Consider the following 20933-nt stretch of genomic DNA (forward strand, 5'->3'; position numbering starts at 1 on the left):
TTTTGTGCAGTGCACAATAATCCGGAAAGTCTATTCGCGTCCGCTACTTAGCGTGTCGAAACATACCGTCCCGGCGCATCTTCGATGACCGTGTCGCCCTTGCCGCCGGGCTTGCGCTTGCCCTTTGCGGGTACGGTCGCATCGTCCTGCTGACGCAGCCAGTCGATCCAGTCGGGCCACCAGCTTCCGGGATGTTCTTCGGCGCCCTCGCGGAACTCTGCCAGCGTGCGCGGCGATCCGTCATTGGTCCAGTACTGGTATTTCTTCGCATCGGGCGGATTGACCACGCCCGCGATATGGCCCGACCCCGCCAGGACGAACTTCAGCGGTCCGCTGAAATGATCGTTGATCCGCCAGACGCTTTCGGCAGGGGCGATATGGTCTTCCTTGCCTGCCTGGACATAGGTCGGTGTTTTCACCAGCCCGATATCGACCGGCGTGCCGTCCACGCTCAGCGCGTCCGCTTCGACCAGCCTGTTGTCGCGGTATAGGTCGGTCAGATATTGCTGATGCCATTTGGCGGGCAGATTGGTCACATCGCCGTTCCAGTGCAGCAGGTCGAAGGCGGGATAATCCTCGCCCAGCAGGTAATTGCTGACCACGTAATTCCAGATCAGATCGGTGCCGCGCAGCATGTTGAAGGTCGCCGCCATATAACGACCGTCCAGATAGCCATCGGCGCTCATCGCCTTGACCATGCCCAGCTGGTTGTCGTCGACGAAATTCAGCAGTTCGCCCGCCTTTTCGAAATCGATCTGCGCGGTGAAGAACGTCGCGCTCTTCACCTTGTCCTGCTCGCCGCGGCGATGCAGCAGTGCCAGCGTCGCCGCCAGCGTGGTGCCGGACACGCAATATCCGATGGCGTGCACGTTCTTCACGTCCAGCCGCTCGCGGATGTGGTCGATGGCGTCCATCTGGGCGCGCACGTAATCGTCCCAGATCACGTTCTTCATGCTGGCATCGGCCGATTTCCAGCTGACCATGAACACCGTGATGCCCTGTTCCACCGCCCAGCGCACGAAGCTCTTCTTGGCATTGAGGTCCAGGATATAGAAACGGTTGATCCAGGGCGGGAAGATCACCAGCGGCACGTCCAGCACCGTTTCGGTCGTCGGGGAATACTGGATCAACTGGTACATCGGCGTTTCGTGAACGACCTTGCCGGGCGTCACGGCGATATTCTCGCCCAGCTTGAAGGCGCTGGCATCGGTGTGTGACAATTGCCCGCGGCGCAGATCGGCCAGCAGATGCTCCATGCCTTTCACCAGATTCTCGCCGCGCGTCTCCAGCGTGCGCTCCATCACTACCGGGTTCAGCAACGGAAAGTTCGCCGGGCTTGCCGCTTCGGTGATCGTGCGGGTGGTGAAGCGCAGCTGTTCGCGCTTGTCGTCCGACAGCCCCTCCATCTTGTCGACCATGTCGGCCACGCGTTCGGCCAGGAACAGATAGGTCTGGTGGATCAGCGCATAGGCGGGGTGGGCACGCCAGCGCGGATCGGCAAAGCGCCGGTCCGTGCGCGGCAGGTCGGGCTCGCCCTTCGCTTCGGGCTGGCCATCCGGACCAAGGCCGTACTGTCCCAGCACCTGCTGCCACATCGCCATGCCTTCCTGCATCAGCGCCTGTTGCTGCGCAGGGTTGGCGATCGGCATCTGGCGGTACCATTCCTGCGCCAGCTTCATCCAGCGGGTCGGGTCCATATAGGCGGCCAGCGCCTGCGGATTGGTCAGCTGCTCGGTCTGGTATTCCAGCCACATCCCCTGCAGCTTCGCGCCGACGGCGGTCCACTCGCGCATGTCCTCCGCGCTCAGCGGCGTTCCGGAACTCGCCTCGGCGAAGGGCGCGAACATCGTGCGCGCGAATTTCGCGGGTGCTTCGAACATGTTGGTGAAGGGATCGGGGCCGTCGTCGGTCATTCTCGCTCCTCTGGCGTTTCAAGCGCCTGTTTGGGCAGCAATAGGATATTACGCGTCTGCTTGCACCTGCGGCGTTTGCACCTGCATGGTGAATAGGTAATCAGTGTGACTCAACCAACGCCCGAAAGAGCTCGAATGTCCGACGAATTCTACCGCATCAAGCGCCTGCCACCTTATGTCATCGCCGAAGTGAACGCGATGCGGCATGCGGCGCGGCGCTCGGGCAAGGATATTATCGATCTCGGCATGGGCAATCCGGACCGCCCGCCGCCCCAGCATGTGATCGACAAATTGTGCGAAGTCGCGGCCAAGCCCAGCGCGCACGGCTACTCCCAGTCGAAGGGCATACCGGGCCTGCGCAAGGCTCAGGCGAATTATTACGGCCGCCGTTTCAATGTGGATCTCGATCCCGAACGCGAAGTCGTGGTGACGATGGGATCGAAGGAAGGCCTGTCGTCCATGGCCACTGCCATCACCGCGCCGGGCGATGTGGTGCTGGCGCCAAGCCCCAGCTATCCGATCCATACCTTCGGCTTCATCATTGCCGGGGCCACCATCCGCAGCGTGCCGACCACGCCGGACGAACATTACTGGAAGGCGCTCGACAACGCGATGGCCTATACCGTCCCGCGCCCGACGGTGCTGGTGGTGAACTATCCCAGCAATCCCACGGCGGAAACGGTCGATCTGGCCTTTTACGAAAGGCTGGTCGCCTGGGCGAAAGAGAACAAGGTCTGGGTCCTCTCGGACCTCGCCTATTCCGAACTCTATTACGACGGGAAGCCCACCCGCTCGATCCTCGAGGTGCCCGGTGCTAAGGATGTGGCAGTCGAATTTACTTCGATGTCCAAGACCTATTCCATGGCCGGCTGGCGGATGGGTTTCGCGGTCGGCAATCAGGAACTGATCTCGGCGCTGACGCGGGTGAAAAGCTATCTCGATTACGGGGCCTTCACTCCGATCCAGGCGGCCGCCTGTGCTGCGCTCAACGGGCCGCAGGACGTGGTGGAAGAAAACCGCGCGCGCTATCAGCATCGCCGCGATGTGATGGTCGAAAGCTTCGGCCGCGCCGGATGGGATATTCCCTCGCCGCCCGCCAGCATGTTCGCCTGGGCACCGATCCCGGAAGCCTTTCATAATGTCGGCAGCCTGGAATTCTCCAAGCAGTTGCTCGAACATGCCGGCGTCGCGGTCGCGGCAGGTGTGGGTTATGGCGAAGAAGGCGAAGGCTTCGTACGCATCGCCATGGTCGAAAACGAACAGCGCATCAGACAGGCTGCCCGAAACGTGAAGCGTTTTCTCGCCGAACACGGCTGATCAAACGTATGATTGACATGTAGGCGGCGAACCGTCGGCGCCGGGAGAGAGGATTTAGGCATGAATTTCCAGGATCGCGTTTCGATCGATCTCGCCGATAATGGCGTGGCACAGGTCCGCTTCACGCGCGGCGACAAGATGAATGCGCTTGATGGCGCGCAGTTCGAAGCCGTGCTGGAAGCAGGCCAGGCCCTGCGCGAAATGAAGGGTTTGCGGGTGGCAGTCCTATCGGGCGAAGGCCGCGCCTTCTGCGCCGGGCTCGATCTGTCCAGCATGGCGGCCGGCGGCTCGAACCCGCAGGCAAAGCTCGTCGACCGCACGCACGGCAATGCCAACCGCGCGCAGGAAGCCGCCATGACCTGGCGCAAATGCCCCGTCCCCGTCATCGCCGCCGTCCACGGCGTCTGCTTCGGCGGCGGCCTCCAGATCGCCAGCGGCGCCGACATCCGCGTGGTCCATCCGGCAACGCGCATGGCGGTTATGGAAATGAAGTGGGGCCTCGTCCCCGACATGGGCGGCTATGCCCTGTGGCGCGGCCTGGTGCGTGACGACACCCTCCGCGAGCTGACCTATACCAACCGCGAATTCTCTGGCGAAGAGGCTCTCGGCCTGGGCTTTGCCACCATGATCGACGAAGATCCTCTGGCCAGGGCCACCGCGCTGGCGGAAACCATCGCCAGCAAGAACCCCGATGCCATCCGCGGCTCCAAGCGCCTGTTCAAGGTCATGCAGGAAGAGGGCGAAGATGCCATCCTTCTGGCAGAAAGCCGCGAACAGGATGGCATCATGCGCACGCCCAATCAGGTCGAGGCGGTCATGGCGGAAATGGAAAAGCGCCCGCCGCGCTTCGCCGACTGAGGCGCTGACCGCTTGCACTTTGCGACATCCGTCGCCAAATTGCGAGCGCGGCCCGGTATGGCCGAACTGACAGGAGCAAGGCATCGATGAACATCTGAGCGAAAATTCGTCCTTTCCGACAATTCTCTGCTCCGGTGATCCATGCCCAATCTCGTTCTCGATTCCGTGTCCGTCGCGACTCCCGACGGTACTCCGCTTTTCCCAGCCCTATCGCTGACCGTCGGTCGCGAAGCCGTCGGTCTGTTCGGCAGGAATGGGTCGGGCAAGACCACTCTGTTGCGCGCGATCGCGGGTGACGGTTCGTACTCCGGCTCCATCCTATGCAATGGCGCCATCGGCTTCCTGCGGCAGGAAAGCATTGCAGGGGATCGCATCGTCGCAGATGTGCTGGGTGCTGCGGAAGACCTGGCGCGGCTGCGGCGGATAGAGGAGCGCAGGCCGCGCGACGACGATCGATCGTGCCGACTGGACCCTGTCGGCACGACTGGAGGCGGCGCTGGCGCAGGTCGATCTCCCTGCCGTCGACTGGACCCGCCCCTATGCGAGCTTCAGCGGCGGAGAGCGGATGCGGTTGAAGCTGGCCGCGCTGCTGCTTCCCGAACCCGCTATCCTACTCCTCGACGAACCGACCAACAATCTCGACCGCGACGGGCGCGATGCCATTATCCGGCTGTTGACGAGGTGGCATGGGGCGATCCTGTGCGCCAGCCACGACCGCGAACTCCTCGAAAACGTCGACCGCATCGTCGATCTGACCACGAACGGGGCCACGGTGTTCGGCGGTGCCTGGTCGGCATTTCGCGACTATCGCGATGGGGAGCGCGCTCGTGCGATCGACGCGCTCGAGACGGCAAAGGCGGATCACAAGGCGGCGCAGCGCACCCAGCAGCGTGAAATGGAAAAGCAGGCTCGGCGCGACAAGCGCGGCCGCGCCGTCGCCGCGCGCAAGGCGGAACCCAAAATGCGTCTCCATGCCCAGCAGCAGCGGGCGGAGAAGACTGGCGCCCGCACGCTGGCTGTCGGGGAGGATTTGGCCCGTACAACGCAGGAGGCGCTGCGCGATGCGCAATCGCGTGTCGAGCGCGTGGTGTCCGTGCATATCGAGCTTGGCTCCTGCGGGCTGTCCTCGCGCCATGTGCTCGTCGATGCTTCGGGTGTGGCAAGCGATTTCGGCCCGCGCCGCCTGTTCGGCCCGCTCGACATCCATATCCGCGGCCCCGAGCGTATCGCGCTCGTCGGGGCGAACGGATCCGGAAAGACCAGCCTCACCCGCCTGCTGACCGGTGCAGCCGAACCCGCCACCGGGCAGATCGAAGCGGACCGGGATCGTATCGCCGTGCTCGACCAGCACCTGGCATTGCTGGGTGATGATGAAACGCTGATCGCCGCGATGCGACGGCACAATCCGGCGCTGGATCGGCAGGAGGCGCATGCTGCGCTGGCCCGGTTTGGCTTTCGGGGCCACTGGGCCGACCGGCTGGCAGGTGCGCTGTCCGGCGGGGAGAAGGTACGGCTGGCTCTGGCCTGTCTGTTCGCGCGGCCGGATCCGCCGCAATTGCTGATCCTCGACGAACCGACCAACCACCTTGATATCGACGCGATCGAACTGCTCGAAAAGGCCTTACGCGATTATGACGGTGCCATTCTGTGCGTCAGCCATGACGCGGCATTTCGCAGGGCTATCGCGCTGGAGCGGGAAATCTGTCTCTAGCCGCAACAGAGAGGGCTCGGCGCCCGCTCGGTCTCCTGCACCTAGCCGAAGATCGCGGCGCTCTGCATACCGTCCAGCATTTGATGGCCGTCGGCATTCCAGAGGCGAAGCCGCTCGGAAGAATAGCCGTGATCGGCGTGCTGGCTGGCATTTTCCGACAGGAACCAGCCATCCCGTGTGGTCGGTTCGGTGTCGAGCAGGTTGAATGACCAGTTGATCGAACTGAGCGGACCTTGTCGTTTCATGACTCGCATCGCGCCTGGCGGAAGCACATCGCCCATCAGAATGAGCTGCGATATCGGATCGAGCGCGTCGCGATCGGTCAGGCGCGCCCACCGCCGCACGATCGGCGCGCCCGGGCCCCGCACATCCTGCGCGCGGCGAATCTCGAAGTTATTGGTGATGAAGGCCGGCCCCTTCCCATTCATGGCATCCTCGGCATCTTCGGGCGGCCCGGGCCATTCCTCGATCGGCGCAGCGGGATGGACTGCATTCGCCTCGCGCAGGGTGCCAAACAGCCAGAAAGCGCTCAGCGCACACTGGCCTTCGCACCACAGTTCGCTGCGCACCTGCGTCACATTGCGCCCCTGCCGCACGATTTCGCGTCTGACCTCGATATCTGATCCGGTCGGCGCCACGAAGGCGACCTGTGCGGCGCGAAGGGGTGGCAGATCGGGAAAAGCGCGGGTGGCTGCAGTATAGGCGACAAGCGCCGATGCACCGCCGTAAAGCGTCCGGCCCTGCATCCACTGGTCGAGACCGGAAAAGCGTGTTTGCCCGCCTTGGGCTGTGATCGGATCGAGAAGATTGGCAATGCTCATGGTCGATCACATTGCCGCTAACCGGCCACGCGTAAAGACTGACGTTACGTAAGGTGTCATGTGGTGATTGCCTTTGGGTGCGAGAATCGCTAGTGCGCCGCTTCCCGTGCCGAGAGGCCGGGCGAGGCCCGATGGCGGAGTGGTTACGCAGAGGACTGCAAATCCTTGCACGCCGGTTCGATTCCGGCTCGGGCCTCCACTTCTCGCAGCAGTGCGAAAGTGCCGCTTTAGCTCAGTTGGTAGAGCACATCATTCGTAATGATGGGGTCAGGTGTTCGAGTCACCTAAGCGGCACCACTTCTGGTCAAAGATGGGAACACTGCCCTCCAACCGGGGGAGCCCCTTTGCCAGTCCGCGCTCCAGCACTAATTTCGAACCAGAAATCTGGACGCCCTGATCGCTTACCGACACCTCGGAAACGAACATTCTGAGGTATGCCGAGCGCAGCGAACTGTCCTCGTCCTGAAGCTTCTCAGCGACTTGCTGTGAAAATTTCTCGATCACGGCTGGCGTGATTTTGCGGCTGCCCCGAGCGAGCTGGCTTTCGATGACCTCGATGCGACCGGTAATGGCGGCGATCGTTTCGCGATGCTCAGCGAGGCGGTGGGCAAATTCCGGATCGCTCGCCTTCATGACCCCGTCCTCGATGAGGCCGAGCAGGCGATCGATAGCGGTCCTTCGGCGAGTGCGTTCGGCCGAGGCGTGCGAAAACTCTTCCTCAAGTTTCTGCCGCTTCGCATCACTTAACTCGAGGACACCCTTCAGGAGCTCACGCAGCCTGTCGGGTGCGAGAATGCGTTTCTGAACAGCCGAGAAGACCGCTTTGTCCAGAACTTCGCGTCGTACGTTCGGACAGCGGCATCGCTGCCCTACGTTCGTGCGGCAGTTGCACTTGTAGTAATAATACTTTTTGCGACTGCGAGAGGTGCCTGATCCGATCGTCATCCCAGCGCCGCAATCAGGCATTCCACATCTCGCGATGCCGGAGAGAAGGGTCGTGCCTGCCGCTTGATGTGGAGGCATGCGCGTCGGAGCGCGCGATGAGCGAAGAGCGGATACCCTTTCGAATTGATCGTCGCTGATAATGCGCGGACATGGTACCTCGATCCACTCCTCGCGATCGGGCACCTGGCCCTCGTCATTCTTCGTCTTATCAAAGTAGCGACCTGTGTAAGCAAGGCGTCCGAGAATACCTGCCAGGTTTCCGTTGCTGAACTTGGCGCCTCGCAGTGTGCTGCCTCGGTCATTGAGCGTCTTGACGATCCAACGGCCTCCACGCCCGATATCTGCCCAGTCGAAGATTTCGCGGACGATGGCCGCTTCCTCGGGAACAAGCTCCAGCTTCATGCGGCGCTTGTCCCCATCGGTCTGAGCCACGAAGGTACGGTAGCCAAAGGGCACCGGCCCGCCGTTGAAGAAGCCTTTGCGAGCGTTCTCCCGGCGGCTCTTCCGCGTATAGATGCTGTCATCGATTGCTCGTTGCTCATCCATTAGCGCGGTAATGGTCTGAGAAATGAGCTTGTTACGGCCTTGCCCGAAGTTCTCCGTAATGCTGACCATCTCGACACCGCACTCGGACAGAGTGTGTATGGTGTTCAGGAACAGGCGCGTATTTCGGGCGAATCGCGCTTGGCGATAGATCAACACGACATCGACTGGGCGTTCGGCGCTCGTCGCTTCGGCTATCATCCGATCAAATTCGGGACGCCTAGAAAGTGTCCCGCTTAGCCCGCTGTCGACGTATTCTCGAACGATCTGGATGTCATTGCGTCCTGCGTATTCCATGCCGGCATGTCGTTGCGCGTCAATGGATTGAGCGTTGCCGTCCTCCTTGTCGACTGACAGCCTCAGATAGAGGGCAGCCCGCAACTTGGTTTTCTTTCCACCTGATCGCGTGACCATCAGCTATCCTCCTCGAACAAGGCTGCGACAGCCGACCCCATCGCTTCGGCAATCATTTGAATCTCCTGGGCGTTGACTGGCAAGTCCAAAGGTAGGTCGCTTCGCATTGCGACCCGCCGGGGAGCGCTTCGCCGAGACAATGTCGGCGAAGCGCTATCCAGTGAACGATCTGGCCTGCGAGACATCAGTCGGCATCCAGTTCGAAATAGGCATAGATCTGTTTGATGAATGCCTTTGCTGCAACTTCCCGTTCCTCGATGGTCATAGCGTTCGGATCGGGTAGCCGCAGGCGTGTGACATTGTCGGAATGCATGTCGAGAGATCCCACCACCTGGTCGTCATCTCCGAAGACCTCCGTACGGTCGGCTGGCTCGAACGGGTCGGCCTTCAGCCCACCGGCCTTCTTAGCCGGTCCATCGATGCCGAAAGCTTCAAGAAGTTCGGTGGTGGTGAAAGAGGCGCCCTCGGCTGCGAGATCCTCTGCCTTCGCAATGAAGGCGCCAACTTCTTCGTCACCGGCGTCCTTCATCCGGTCATGAATGCGGACGCATGTGTCTATCGACACTCGGTCCGGCCTTCGAAGAAGATTGAAGACGACAGGATATTCCTCGAATACGCCGGCCGCCTTGATCATCAGACTGACCTGATCCTTCTTGAGGGCCGGATATTGTTCGGTGATAGCGACCTGAGTCAGACCCGTGATCCGGTGGAGGTTTCGGACGGCGATAGCTGATTGAATTTTGGTTCGCATCGCCGTGCCGACCGCGTCGTCACACATATCGCGTACAGCTTGCTCCTCGGTTCCGGTGTAGACGATGCATCTGATCAGCGTGTCCATCTTGTTGTGATGAACGGTTCGAAGTGCTCGCACGCGGCGATGCCCGTCCTTGACCGCATATTTGCCATTGCCGCCCTCAATGACTTCAATGGGCGGGAGAAACTCGGGATCGACGGCTGCTGAAACCAATGCCGCGTCTGCTGCGTCGGACTGCTTCGACATGACCGCACAGTGGTATTTCCAGTCGCTCAGATCACCGAGAGAAAGGGTAATTTCTCCTTCCAGTCTCGGCGGGGCATCAAACTCTGTCTTGCTGGGTTCGACTTCTGACGCAGAGTTTGGGGACTCGGCTGGCCATTCTCCTCCGAACTCCTCCATCGGCGCATCATCCTGCGCCGGACTCATAAATTCCTGAGAGTGTTCTGCGGTTTCTGTAGCTCGAGCTGCTGGTTCGCCTTCAGGAAGATTAAGGAGATTACGCCGATCTTCGCTATCGAAAGAACTATTTTCATCCATTGTATCACCGTTCGCTTGAGACCTCTGACACCGCGTCTGGTCTGCGCGAATCGGTATGATCATGCGGCGCATTGCCGTCTGTCCTGACTTACTCCTCTTTTTTGAGGTCTGAAGTATGCTTCCGTTGGCGACTTGCCGCTCGCCACACTGATTCCGATGGTCAGCTTTGCGCCCAGTTCAAGCCATTCCGACTATCGCTGCCCAACCCAGAAAGCGGCCATTCGCCTTTGCCGAAAAGTGCAACAGCCTGCTCAAAGAGTGGGGCATTCACTATGCATGATGGCGCGGTCAGCCCGCGTCTGCTCGCCTACCCGCATATGCCACTCTGCTGATGGGCGACACGGGCGACTTTGCTAGGCCTTGCCCCCCAATAATGGGGCTTCTTCGCGATCACTCTTTGCCGCACTATCGGCAAGTCGGGAATTCAGGCCGATTTTTTTGTTGCATTGCACCAAAATATTAGCCACTTTCGGTCTTCAATCGGATTCGCCCAGCGTAGGGTGTTTGACCATCCGATGATATCTTAGATTTGTTGGCAATGGTGCCGCTCGACCGATCCTCCCGGATCGCACGTCGCAGCGGCTTTTTTGCGTTTTGGGTTCACGTTCGGAGGCTAAAAATGCGTTTGATCCGCAAGGCGAAACCGTCGGGACCGACCCTTGATGCAAGGTTGCGGCGGTGAGGAGTGGCGATCGGAAATTCGCTCCCGGCACAGTGTGGCTCGTAGGGGCGGGACCCGGCGATCCGGATTTGCTGACCAGAAAGGCGGAGCGGCTGCTGCGGCGTGCGGATATCGTCTTCTACGATGCACTGGTCGGGCCCGGTGTGCTGGACCTGATCGGGCCGGAAGCCGAATACGTGTCGGTCGGCAAACGGGCGGGCCGACATTCGCGGGACCAGCGTACCATCGATGCGCTGATCGTGGATGCGGCACGGGCGCGCAAGCGGGTCGTGCGGTTGAAGGGCGGTGATCCGTCGATCTTCGGGCGGGCGAACGAAGAACTGGAAGCGTGCCGTGCGGCGGGCATTCCGGTGTCGATCTGCCCTGGCGTCACCGCCGCCAGCGCCGCTGCAGCCGATCTGGGCCTGTCCCTGACCTCGCGCGGGCTTGCCAGGCGGCTGACCTTCGTCACCGCGCATACCAGCAAGGGGGCTGTGCCGGACGTGGACTGGGCCGCGCTGGCCGATCCGCAGGCCACGCTGGCTGTCTATATGGGCAAGGCCGCAGCCGCGCATATATCCTCGGGCCTGATCGAAGCCGGACTCGCGCCCGATACGACCGTCGCGCTGATGGAAAATGCCAGCCTGCCCGTCCGGCGAAGCTTCGTCACCCGGCTGGACCTGCTGCCGCTGGCCGCAAAATCCGCGCTGGGTGACGGGCCTGCGGTGATCCTGATCGGCGAGGCGCTGCACGGCGCGGCTGTTGCGCGCGCGATGCCTGCACGAGAGGTCGCCCATGCCGGAGAGTGATATTATGGCGAGCCGCGACCCATCCTCCTTCATCAAGGCCGCCGAGATCTGGCTGCCCGATGGCGATGTGCTCAAGTCGGGCGGCGGCAATTACGGCGCGCTGGATGCCTTCGCGAAAACCTCCGCGCAGACCGTTTTCGCGCATGGCGAAGGATTGCCCGGCAAGGCCTGGGCGGAAGGTCGCCCCGTCGTGCTGAAGGAATTCGACGGCTCCTATTTCCTGCGCGCGCAGGCTGCTACCGAGGCAGGGCTGACCTGCGCGGTTGCCATCCCCGTCTTTTCCGAAACGACGCTGAAAGCGGTGGCGGTCGTCTTCTGCGGCGATGCGGATGAACAGCTCGGCGCGATCGAACTGTGGGCAGAAGCTGGCGATCGCCTGCGTCTGGATGCGGGCTATTATGGCGCTGCGCAGGCATTCGAAGAAGTCTCGCAGACCGTCGCCTTCGCGCCGGGCCAAGGGCTTCCGGGCGGCGTCTGGTCCGCTGAAATGCCAGTGCTGATGCGCGCCATCGGATCGCATCACGGTTTCGTCCGGGGACAGAGCGCGAGCGAAGCGGGCCTCAAGACGGGGCTGGGCATTCCCGTTCCGTCTCCCGACGATCGGACCTGGATCGTGACGCTGCTTTCGGGATCGCAGACCCCGCTCGCCCGTCGGTTCGAAATCTGGGACGCCCGTCCCGAACGGGTCGGCCCGCGCCGGGCGGCCATGCTGATCGACGGCATTTGCGAACGCGAGGGTCCTTTATGGCCCAAGCAGAATCCGCCGGTCGATATCGTCACCGTCGGGGCCTGGCAGGGGCCGGTCGGGCAGGTGCTTGGCTCCGGCCTTCCGCACATCGTCGGCAACGGAACAGGGCTTCCGGCCGGCTATCGCAGCATGGTCGCCCTGCCGGTTTATCGCGGCGAAGACCTCGCCTTCATCACCGCCTGGTATCTGTAAGGGAGCGCAAGGCATGGAAAGACTGGTCGTCATCGGCGCAGGCATGGCCTCGGGACGGGTGCTGGAGCATCTGTTCGAAGCTGGCGCGCCATTCGAGGTCACGTTGTTCAACGCCGAGCCGCGCGGCAATTACAACCGCATCATGCTCTCCCCCGTGCTGTCGGGCGAGAAAGCCTTCGATGAAATCGTCACCCACGACGATGCCTGGTATGCCGAACATGGCGTCACCTGCCGCTTTGGCGAAAAGGTCGTCGCGATCGACCGCAGCCGCAAGGTCGTGGTCGGGGAAAGGGGCGAAGTCCCTTACGACAGACTGATTATCGCGACCGGTTCCGCTCCCTTCATCATTCCGTTGCCGGGACACGATCTGCCAGGCGTGGTCGCCTATCGCGACCTGGAAGACACCAATGCCATGATCGAGGCATCGGCCCGGCCCGGCGCGAAAGCGGTGGTGATCGGCGGGGGGCTGCTAGGGCTGGAAGCGGCGGCGGGCCTGCGCCTGCGCGGCATGGATGTGACCGTGTTGCATCTGATGGGCCACCTGATGGAGCGCCAGCTCGACGAGGCGGCGGGCTATCTGCTCAAGAAGGATCTGGAAAAGCGCGGCATAGAGGTGCTGCTCAAGGCCTCGACCAAGGCGATCGAGGGCCAGGGCAAGGTGGAACGGGTGGTGCTGGAGGATGGCACGGTGCTCGATGCGGACATCGTTTGCATGGCAGTGGGCATCCGGCCTGCCGGGCAGGTCGGCGCGGATGCCGGGCTGACATGCGGCAAGGCGATTACGGTCGATGCGCAGATGCGCACCAGCGATCCCGATATCTTCGCGGTCGGCGAATGCGTGGAGTTCGAAGGCAATCTGTTCGGCCTTGTTGCCCCGCTTTACGATCAGGCGCGGGTGCTGGCGAAGACGCTGCTGGGCGAGGACGATGCCTTCGCCATGCGCGAATTGTCGACCAAGCTGAAAGTCACCGGCTGCGACCTCTTCAGCGCAGGAGATTTCGCGGAACGAGAGGGGCGCGAGGATATCGTGTTCCGCGATCCGGCGCGCGGCATCTACAAGCGGCTGGTGATCGAGGACGACCGGCTGATCGGCGCGGTAATGTATGGCGACACGGCGGACGGCAACTGGTTCTTCGGCCTGATCAAGGACCAGACCGATATCGAGGAGATTCGCGACACGCTGATCTATGGCCCGGCATTCCAGGGGGGTGGCGCTGCCGGTGCGGACCCTCTGGCAGCCGTTGCAGCATTGCCGCCTGAAGCGGAGATCTGCGGCTGCAACGGCGTATGCAAGGGACAGATCGTGGACGCCATCGGAGCGGGAGCGGATACGCTCGACGCCCTTCGCGCGCAGACCAAGGCCTCTGCCAGCTGCGGCACATGTACCGGGCTGGTCGAACAATTGCTGGCCGTGACTCTGGGCGACAGTTTCGATGCGGGCGGGGCGAAGCCGGTCTGCGGTTGCACCGATCTGACGCACGAGGATGTGCGCCGCCTGATCAAAGCACGCGAGCTGCGGACCCAGCCCGCCGTGTGGCAAGAATTGGCGTGGAAGACGGTCAATGGCTGCCCGACTTGCCGCCCGGCGATCAACTTCTACCTCCTCGCCGAATGGCCGCTCGATTATCAGGACGACGCGCAGTCGCGCTTCGTCAACGAGCGCAATCACGCCAACATCCAGAAGGACGGCACCTATTCCGTCATGCCGCGCATGTGGGGCGGGATGACCACGGCGGACGAGCTGCTGGCCATCGCCGCGGCGGCGAAGAAATACGAGGCTGCGGTCAAAGTCACCGGCGGCCAGCGGATCGATCTGCTGGGCGTGAAGAAGGAAGACCTGCCCGCCATCTGGGCCGATCTCAACGCCGCCGGGATGGTTTCGGGTCACGCCTATTCCAAAGGGCTGCGCACGGTGAAAACCTGTGTGGGCACGGACTGGTGCCGCTTCGGCACGCAGGATTCCACCGGCCTCGGCATCAAGCTGGAAAAGAAGCTGTGGGGATCGTGGACCCCGCACAAGGTCAAGCTGGGCGTGTCCGGCTGCCCGCGCAATTGCGCCGAGGCGACGTGCAAGGATGTCGGCGTGGTCTGCGTCGATTCCGGCTACCAGATCGGCGTCGCAGGCGCGGCGGGAATGGATGTGCGCGAGACGCAGCGGCTGGTCGATGTCGCGAGCGAGGAGGAGGCGATCGAATGGACCGCCGCCTTCGTTCAGCTCTATCGCGAGCACGCCAGATATCTCGACCGGCCTTACAAATGGGTCGACAAGGTCGGGCTCGAATGGGTGAAAGAAGTCCTCTCCGACTCTGCAGAGCGTGCGGCGCTCAACGAACGCTTCGAAATCTCGCAATCGGTCTATCGCAAGGATCCGTGGGCCGAGCATACGAGCGAGCCCGAAGCGGAGAAATTCCAGCCGATTGCCGATCTGACCATGGAGCCTGCCGAATGATCTGGACCGATATCGGCACCCTGGCCGACATCCCCCTGCGCGGTGCGCGGCGGGTGAAGACGACGAAGGGCTGCATCGCCGTGTTCCGCACCGGCGAGGAAGAGGTGTTCGCAACCTCCAACACCTGCGCGCACAAGCAGGGCCCGCTGGCCGAAGGCATCGTGCATGGCCGCAAGGTCACCTGCCCGCTGCACAGCTGGACCTATTCGCTCGAGACCGGCGAGGCGCAGGGCGCGGACGAGGGGGCGATTGCCACCTATCCGGTTAAGATCGAAGCGGGACGCGTGCTGCTGGATGTGAGCGCGTTGGCAGAAAAAGCGGCGGCATGATGCCGGCTGTCGAACCCGGTGAGGTTCGATCGACCTGCCCCTATTGCGGGGTCGGCTGCGGCGTTCTGCTGAAACCCGATGGCAAGGGCGGATTGACCGTGCGGGGGGACCCCGATCACCCGAACAATCGCGGACGGCTCTGTTCGAAGGGATCCGCGCTGGGAGAAACGGTGGGGTTGGCGGAGCGCCAGCTAGTCCCACAAATCGGTGGGCGGGATTCCGATTGGGACGAGGCGCTGAACCTCGTCGCCGGCGAATTCAAGCGCGTGCGCGAAGAACATGGCCCCGATGCGACGGCGTTCTACGTCTCCGGCCAATTGCTGACCGAGGACTATTACGTCGCCAACAAGCTGATGAAGGGCTTCATCGGCAGCGCCAATATCGACACGAACTCGCGGCTGTGCATGGCCTCTTCCGTGGCAGGGCACAAACGGGCCTTCGGCACCGACACAGTGCCCGGCATCTACGAGGATCTGGAAGAGGCCGACCTGGTGGTCTTGGTCGGATCCAACCTCGCTTGGTGCCATCCGGTTCTCTACCAGCGCATCGTTGCGGCCCGACTGACGCGGCCGGAGATGAAGCTGGTCGTTGTCGATCCGCGCCGCACGGCGACTTGCGCGGAAGCCGACCTTCACCTGCCGCTGGCGATCGGCAGCGATGTTGCGCTGTTCAACGGCTTGCTGGCAGAAATCGCCCGGCGCGGCGCGGTCGAGACGGACTATGTCGCCGCGCATACCAGCGGTCTGGACGATGCGTTGGAGGCTGCCGGAAGCGACGATCCGGGTGTGACCGGCCTCGACGCCGATCAGCTTGCCGCGTTCTACGATTTGTGGATCGGCACAGACAAGACCGTCACCGTTTACAGCCAGGGCGTGAACCAGTCCTCCGCCGGGACGGACAAGGTCAATGCGATCATCAATTGCCATCTCGTCACCGGCAGGATCGGCAGGCCCGGCACGGGTCCGTTTTCCGTGACCGGTCAGCCCAATGCCATGGGCGGGCGCGAGGTCGGCGGGCTGGCGAATATGCTCGCCTGCCACATGGATGTGACAGACGACGAGCACCGCGAGGCAGTTGGAACCTTCTGGAACTCGCCCGGCCTGCCGAACAAGAACGGCCTCAAGGCAGTCGAGATGTTCGATGCGGTCGCCGATGGCCGCATCAAGGCACTGTGGATCGTCCATTCCAATCCCGCCGTGACCATGCCCGATGCCGACCGTGTGCGCCGCGCCATCGCCGGTTGTCCCTTCGTGGTCGTCTCCGACATCACCACGCGCACCGATACGGCGCGGCTGGCCGATGTCTTCTTGCCCGCCGCCGCCTGGGCCGAGAAATCGGGCACGGTCACCAATTCGGACCGCACGATCAGCCGCCAGCGCGCCGCTTTGCCCGCCCCCGGCGAAGCGCAGCCCGACTGGGCGATCATGGCCGAAGTGGGCCGCCGCATGGGCTGGCAGGAGGCTTTCGGATGGGAGGGTCCGGTGCAAATCTTCGATGAATATGCGCGGCTCTCCGCGATCGCGGGCAAATTCGCGCTGGACTTCGACATTTCGGAGATGGCGGGCAAAGGTTCAGCGGCATATGACGCGATGCCTCCGCAACGCTGGCCCCAATCGCCTGCCAAGCGTGGCGGGCGATTCTTCGCCGACGGGCAATTCTACCACGCCGACAAGCGCGCGCGGATCGTCCCTGTCCAACACCGCGCACCCCAGGCCGAGCTCACCCGCAAGCTGCCCTTCCGGCTCAACACCGGGCGGCTGCGGGATCAATGGCACACGATGACGCGCACCGCGCTGTCGCCGCGCCTTTCCGCGCATCTGCCCGAACCCTTAGTCGACATGCATCCCGAAGATGCCGCGCGCCTGCACTTGAAGCCTGCCGATCTGGTGCGGCTGAGCAATGCCTGCGGTAGCGCGATCCTGCGGCTGCGCGAAAGCAGCGAAGTGCAGCCCGGCACGCTGTTCGCGCCGATGCACTGGACGGGACAGAACGCGCCCGCATCGCGCATCGACGCGCTGGTCCCTTCCGTAACCGATCCCCTGTCCGGCCAGCCGGAAAGCAAGGCGGCCAGCGTGCGGGCGGAACGGTTCGCGGCGGGCTGGTACGGCTTCGCCATCGCGCAGGACCGCTTTTCTCCGACCTGCGAATATTGGGCGATGGCGCGCACGACTGCGGGCTGGCGAGCGGAGCTGGCCGGGATTGAGAGGCCACTCGATCCGGAAAGTTGGGCGCGCGCGCTGTTCGGCCTACCCGATGTCTCTGCCCAGGTGGTGGTTGACGAAGCCCGTGGCAGCTTCCGCATGGCGTTCTTCGAAAACGAAACGCTACTCGCCGCGATCTACCTTGGCCGCAAGCCCGTATCGCTCATGCGCGATTTCCTCGTCGGGCTGCCGGGCAGCGATGCGGTATGGGCGCTTGCCGGGCAATCGCGCGGAGACATGCCCGATCCCGGCCCGGTGGTGTGTTCGTGCTTTTCCATCGGGCGCAACACCATATGCCGCGCGATCGAGAGCGATGGGCTGACCAGCGTCGAACAGATCGGCGGCGCGACATCGGCGGGGACGAATTGCGGATCGTGCAAGGCGGAGCTTGGACAGATCCTCGCTGCCATGCTCTCAAACGAGCCGGCCGAATAACGCTACCGCCAGCACCAGAGCGGCAAGCGTCGCGATCAATGCCCAATTGCGCCACATTGTCTTCGATCCACGCTCGATCAGGGGGACGAACTCGGTCCGCATCAGTGCCGCACTCTCGCCCGCGCGCGCCAGCGCGCCGACGAATTCAGACATCGCCTGTGGCCGCTTCGCCGGATCGTGCGACAGGGCGCGCTGGAGGACCTGCTCGACCGCCGGGGGCAAATCGGGGCGGAGCCGGTCGAAGACCCCACGAAGCCGATCCTCCTCGCTAATCGAGATGCGCGCCGCGCCCTCACGGGCGAAGGGCAATTGCCCGGTCAGCATCTCCCAGGTGATGGCGGCGATGGAAAACAGGTCGGAGAGCGGTTTCGCCTCGCCACCGGTCAGCAATTCGGGCGCGATGTAATTGAGCGAGCCTTCGGGCCAGTCTGCGATCGGCTCGCTGCGCAGATCGGCAAATCCGGTCACCTGGGCGGAGCCGAAATCGATGATCTTCGCCGTGCCATCGGCGGATATCATGATGTTTTCCGGCTTTAGATCGCGATGGACGATATTCATGCGATGGAACACGCGCGCCGCCGGTACGATCGAGCGCACCAGCGGCAATATCTCGTCGAGCGCGGGTTCGGGATGGTCCGCCATCCACTGGCGCAGCGTGGCCCCCTCGACATATTCGGCGACGAAATAGAGGAAGCGGCTGTCCTCGCCCGGCAGGATCCGCATGACCTGCCGATTGCGAATGCGGCGGCCTACCCATTGTTCGACCGCGAAGCCCTCCAGATAGCGCAGGTCGTCCGCGAAATTGGCCGATGGGGCCTTGAGCACATAGCGCCCCTCGCGCTTGGGCCGTTCGACCAGATAGACATGGCTGCGCGTCGAGGCATGCAGCACTTCGGCCACGCGCCACCCGTCTAACCTGTTACCGACCTCCATGGCCGGCGGAATGGTGCGGCGCGTCAGGCGGCTATGCGCTTCCGACAGGGTTTCGGACGGCAGCGCCTCGACCAGCACCGTCAGGCAGGAGACATTGTCCGCGCTCCCCGCCGCCAGCGCCGCATCGCACAGCGCGCGCGATGCCGCTTCGAGTTCGGCGCGGCTGCCGGGGGTGACCCCGCCGAGGATGGAGGCCATGTCTTCCGCGCTGAGCGAGCCGTGGATGCCATCGCTGGTCAGCAGGAACAGATCGCCCTCGCGCGCAGGCTCCTGCCTGTAATCGACCTTGATATCGGCATCGATACCCAGCGCGCGAGTCAGCACTTCCGACTGGCCGAGATAGGGCGCGCTATGATCCTCGGTCAGCAGCTTAAGCCGTCCGTCGCGCAGGCGGTAACAGCGTGTGTCCCCGACATGGACGATATGCGCCGTGGTGGAGCGCAGGATCAACGCGGTAAACGTGGTGGCGAAGCCTTCGTTATCCGCAATCCCGCTGCGGTTCTGCGAATGAAACCAGCTGTTGAGCGAGCCGAGCAGGCGAGATGCGCAATTTTGCACCGTCCAGCTTTCCGGCGCATCGTAGAAATCGCGGGTGAATTGCAGCACTGCCAGCTGCGCCGCGCGATCGGCGTTACGCGCGCTCGAGAGACCATCGGCGATGCAGGCAACCACGCCCCGCAAGTGCCGCTCATAGGTATCATCCGGTACCTTGCCGACGATGGCATCATCGTTGCGCGCTTTGCGCCCGGCAGCGCTGTGGCCGCCCATCGCGGCCTTCAGTGCGTTGGAGGGGAGCTGTTCCTGCACAGTTCCCTTGTCGGTTGTTGGCAAGAACCCACTCCCCTCGCTTACGCACCGTTCAGGCCGTCTGCGGCGCGCCCGCCGCGCGCCCAACCTGGATCATCGTGACGCTACCGTCCTCGTCGACCTCGGCAATTTCGCCAGTCGGTTCTTCAAGCAGCAGCAGCGAGATGAAGCCGATTACGGCTGTCCCGGCAATCACCATGAAGAAGGTCGAGGTATCGACCACCGAATAGACGATCAGATAGATCACCGCGCCGACATTGCCGTAAGCGCCTGTCATCCCGGCGATCTGCCCGGTCAGTGATCGCTTGATCAGCGGCACCACGGCGAACACCGCCCCCTCGCCCGCCTGGACGAAGAAGGAACAGACCATCGCTGCAACCACTGCCAGCCACACCGGCCAGCTAGAATCGACAATCCCCATCAGCGCATAGCCCACCGCCAGCCCGCCGGTCAGGATCAGCAGCACGGATTTGCGCCCGAACCGGTCGGACAGCAGCCCGCCGCCGGGCCGCGACATCAGATTCATGAAGGCATAGGCCGAAGCGACCATCCCGGCGACCACCGCCGAGAGGCCGAAAGTGTCGGCAAAGAACAGCGGCAGCATGGAAACCACCGCCAGCTCCGATCCGAACGTGGCGAAATAGAGGATGTTCAGGATCGCCACCTGCTTGAATTTGTAGCGTTGAAACTCCGGCACCTCACTGGTGAAGACGCTGCGATTGGCACGCACGGCCAGCATCGCGTCATAGGCATAAAGCACCACCAGCCCGGCATAGACGGCCAGTGCGGTGCTTTCGGTGAAAATATCGACATTCGTCAGCCGCCAGGCGAGAGCACCCAGTGCGAGATAAAGCGGCACCTTCATTACAAGCAGCAGCCACAGATCGCCCTTGGAGGTGACTTCCATCGCTGTCGCGTTGCGTGGCTTGAAGTACTTGGAACCTTCGGGCACGTCGCGAGCGCTGGCGTAGTAGAGGAAGCCATAGAACAGCGACATCGCGCCCGTCAGCCCGATCGCCCAGCGCCAGCCATCGTCGCCGCCGAACCACAGCGCGATCGTCGGCAGGGTGAAAGCCGCCGCAGCGGAGCCGAAATTGCCCCAGCCGCCATAGATGCCCTCCGCCGTGCCCAGCTCGTTGGCAGGAAACCATTCGGACACCATGCGGATGCCAATCACGAACCCCGCCCCGATAAAGCCCAGTGCGAAGCGGGCCAGCGCCAACTGGACGAAGCTTTCCGCCATCGCAAAGACAAAACAGGGTATCGAGGCGCCGATCAGCAGCGCGGAATAGACCCGCCGCGGGCCGTAGAGGTCGGTCAGCATTCCGATCACGATGCGCGCCGGAATGGTCAGCGCGACGTTGAGGATCAGCAGGGTCGTGACCTGATCCTTGGTCAACCCCAGGCTCTCCTGGATCGACTGCAGCATCGGCGCGAGATTGAACCACACCACGAAAGTGAGGAAGAACGCGAACCAGGTGAGATGCAAGGTTCGCATTTTTCCGGTGAATGAAAACAGATTGAACGAAGTCGACATGATCTATTCCCCCCGA

At 62.9% G+C, this 20933-nt stretch carries 14 protein-coding genes, 2 tRNA genes and 1 pseudogene; 11 read left to right on the plus strand and 6 right to left on the minus strand.

Translation table 11 applies throughout. The features are described 5' to 3' along the window. Window positions 1–47: 47 nt before the first annotated feature. Window positions 48–1913, minus strand: coding sequence for a PHA/PHB synthase family protein (locus AC13F2_RS05870; protein WP_482964426.1), 1866 nt, complete (start codon window positions 1911–1913; stop codon window positions 48–50). 135 nt (window positions 1914–2048) lie between these two features. On the opposite strand from AC13F2_RS05870, the gene AC13F2_RS05875 reads away from it, so the two are divergent. The 4 genes and pseudogenes from AC13F2_RS05875 (at window position 2049) to AC13F2_RS05890 (ending at window position 5799) form a co-directional block, all read left to right on the plus strand. Beyond that, complete coding sequence (locus AC13F2_RS05875; protein ID WP_103022252.1) at window positions 2049–3230, plus strand: LL-diaminopimelate aminotransferase; 1182 nt, start codon at window positions 2049–2051, stop codon at window positions 3228–3230. A 60-nt stretch (window positions 3231–3290) separates the two neighbouring features. Continuing rightward, entirely contained in the window at window positions 3291–4088 is a 798-nt protein-coding gene (locus AC13F2_RS05880; RefSeq protein WP_482964425.1) for a crotonase/enoyl-CoA hydratase family protein, read from the plus strand. Window positions 4089–4229: 141 nt separating this feature from the next. Beyond that, a pseudogene (locus AC13F2_RS05885) lies at window positions 4230–4409 on the plus strand (ATP-binding cassette domain-containing protein); the annotation flags it as partial. Window positions 4410–4572: 163 nt separating this feature from the next. Then, window positions 4573–5799 carry an ATP-binding cassette domain-containing protein gene (locus tag AC13F2_RS05890; RefSeq protein ID WP_482970457.1) on the plus strand — a complete coding sequence of 409 codons (1227 nt, stop codon included), beginning with the start codon at window positions 4573–4575 and terminating at the stop codon, window positions 5797–5799. 41 nt (window positions 5800–5840) lie between these two features. On the opposite strand, the gene AC13F2_RS05895 is transcribed toward AC13F2_RS05890, so the two are convergent. After that, window positions 5841–6620 carry an acyl-CoA thioesterase gene (locus AC13F2_RS05895; RefSeq protein WP_482964424.1) on the minus strand — a complete coding sequence of 260 codons (780 nt, stop codon included), beginning with the start codon at window positions 6618–6620 and terminating at the stop codon, window positions 5841–5843. A gap of 125 nt (window positions 6621–6745) precedes the next feature. On the opposite strand from AC13F2_RS05895, the gene AC13F2_RS05900 reads away from it, so the two are divergent. Together AC13F2_RS05900 and AC13F2_RS05905 are read left to right on the plus strand one after the other, a co-directional pair. Continuing rightward, window positions 6746–6819, plus strand: a tRNA-Cys gene (locus AC13F2_RS05900). Window positions 6820–6841: 22 nt separating this feature from the next. Continuing rightward, a tRNA-Thr gene (locus AC13F2_RS05905) sits at window positions 6842–6917 on the plus strand. On the opposite strand, the gene AC13F2_RS05910 is transcribed toward AC13F2_RS05905, so the two are convergent. Further along, window positions 6888–8522, minus strand: a complete 1635-nt coding sequence (locus AC13F2_RS05910) for a recombinase family protein (RefSeq protein WP_482964423.1) — start codon at window positions 8520–8522, stop codon at window positions 6888–6890. The genes AC13F2_RS05905 and AC13F2_RS05910 overlap by 30 nt on opposite strands. A gap of 184 nt (window positions 8523–8706) precedes the next feature. Then, window positions 8707–9888, minus strand: coding sequence for a hypothetical protein (locus tag AC13F2_RS05915; RefSeq protein WP_482964422.1), 1182 nt, complete (start codon window positions 9886–9888; stop codon window positions 8707–8709). Between the two features lie 606 nt (window positions 9889–10494). Here AC13F2_RS05915 and cobA point away from each other — a divergent pair. The 5 genes from cobA to AC13F2_RS05940 are packed head-to-tail and all read left to right on the plus strand — an operon-like array spanning window position 10495 to window position 17640. Further along, on the plus strand, window positions 10495–11286 hold the full coding sequence (gene cobA / locus AC13F2_RS05920; RefSeq protein ID WP_067684593.1) for a uroporphyrinogen-III C-methyltransferase: 792 nt from the start codon (window positions 10495–10497) through the stop codon (window positions 11284–11286). Further along, on the plus strand, window positions 11273–12226 hold the full coding sequence (locus AC13F2_RS05925) for a hypothetical protein (RefSeq protein ID WP_482964421.1): 954 nt from the start codon (window positions 11273–11275) through the stop codon (window positions 12224–12226). The genes cobA and AC13F2_RS05925 overlap by 14 nt, the downstream gene beginning before the upstream one ends. 13 nt (window positions 12227–12239) lie before the next feature. After that, window positions 12240–14675, plus strand: coding sequence for a nitrite reductase large subunit NirB (gene nirB, locus AC13F2_RS05930; protein WP_067684589.1), 2436 nt, complete (start codon window positions 12240–12242; stop codon window positions 14673–14675). Next, window positions 14672–15004, plus strand: coding sequence for a nitrite reductase small subunit NirD (gene nirD / locus AC13F2_RS05935; RefSeq protein ID WP_067684587.1), 333 nt, complete (start codon window positions 14672–14674; stop codon window positions 15002–15004). Before nirB ends, nirD begins: the two co-directional genes overlap by 4 nt. Continuing rightward, window positions 15004–17640: a nitrate reductase gene (locus AC13F2_RS05940; RefSeq protein ID WP_067684636.1), complete on the plus strand. Its 2637-nt coding sequence runs from the start codon at window positions 15004–15006 to the stop codon at window positions 17638–17640. Before nirD ends, AC13F2_RS05940 begins: the two co-directional genes overlap by 1 nt. On the opposite strand, the gene AC13F2_RS05945 is transcribed toward AC13F2_RS05940, so the two are convergent. Both AC13F2_RS05945 and AC13F2_RS05950 read right to left on the minus strand, forming a co-directional pair. Continuing rightward, window positions 17620–19404: a bifunctional protein-serine/threonine kinase/phosphatase gene (locus tag AC13F2_RS05945; protein ID WP_156502160.1), complete on the minus strand. Its 1785-nt coding sequence runs from the start codon at window positions 19402–19404 to the stop codon at window positions 17620–17622. The genes AC13F2_RS05940 and AC13F2_RS05945 overlap by 21 nt on opposite strands. A gap of 28 nt (window positions 19405–19432) precedes the next feature. Next, complete coding sequence (locus AC13F2_RS05950; protein ID WP_067684585.1) at window positions 19433–20917, minus strand: NarK family nitrate/nitrite MFS transporter; 1485 nt, start codon at window positions 20915–20917, stop codon at window positions 19433–19435. Window positions 20918–20933 lie beyond the last annotated feature (16 nt).

The organism is Qipengyuania sp. L-5Y, from assembly GCF_056859455.1.

Coding starts and splice junctions, on each gene's coding strand:
- nirD (WP_067684587.1), top strand. CDS start 14,672: ATGATCTGGACCGATATCGGCACCCTGGCCGACATCCCCCTGCGCGGT.
- AC13F2_RS05870 (WP_482964426.1), bottom strand. CDS start 1,913: ATGACCGACGACGGCCCCGATCCCTTCACCAACATGTTCGAAGCACCC.
- AC13F2_RS05910 (WP_482964423.1), bottom strand. CDS start 8,522: ATGGTCACGCGATCAGGTGGAAAGAAAACCAAGTTGCGGGCTGCCCTC.
- AC13F2_RS05940 (WP_067684636.1), top strand. CDS start 15,004: ATGCCGGCTGTCGAACCCGGTGAGGTTCGATCGACCTGCCCCTATTGC.
- AC13F2_RS05895 (WP_482964424.1), bottom strand. CDS start 6,620: ATGAGCATTGCCAATCTTCTCGATCCGATCACAGCCCAAGGCGGGCAA.
- AC13F2_RS05950 (WP_067684585.1), bottom strand. CDS start 20,917: ATGTCGACTTCGTTCAATCTGTTTTCATTCACCGGAAAAATGCGAACC.
- AC13F2_RS05925 (WP_482964421.1), top strand. CDS start 11,273: ATGCCGGAGAGTGATATTATGGCGAGCCGCGACCCATCCTCCTTCATC.
- AC13F2_RS05915 (WP_482964422.1), bottom strand. CDS start 9,888: ATGCGCCGCATGATCATACCGATTCGCGCAGACCAGACGCGGTGTCAG.
- AC13F2_RS05880 (WP_482964425.1), top strand. CDS start 3,291: ATGAATTTCCAGGATCGCGTTTCGATCGATCTCGCCGATAATGGCGTG.
- nirB (WP_067684589.1), top strand. CDS start 12,240: ATGGAAAGACTGGTCGTCATCGGCGCAGGCATGGCCTCGGGACGGGTG.
- AC13F2_RS05875 (WP_103022252.1), top strand. CDS start 2,049: ATGTCCGACGAATTCTACCGCATCAAGCGCCTGCCACCTTATGTCATC.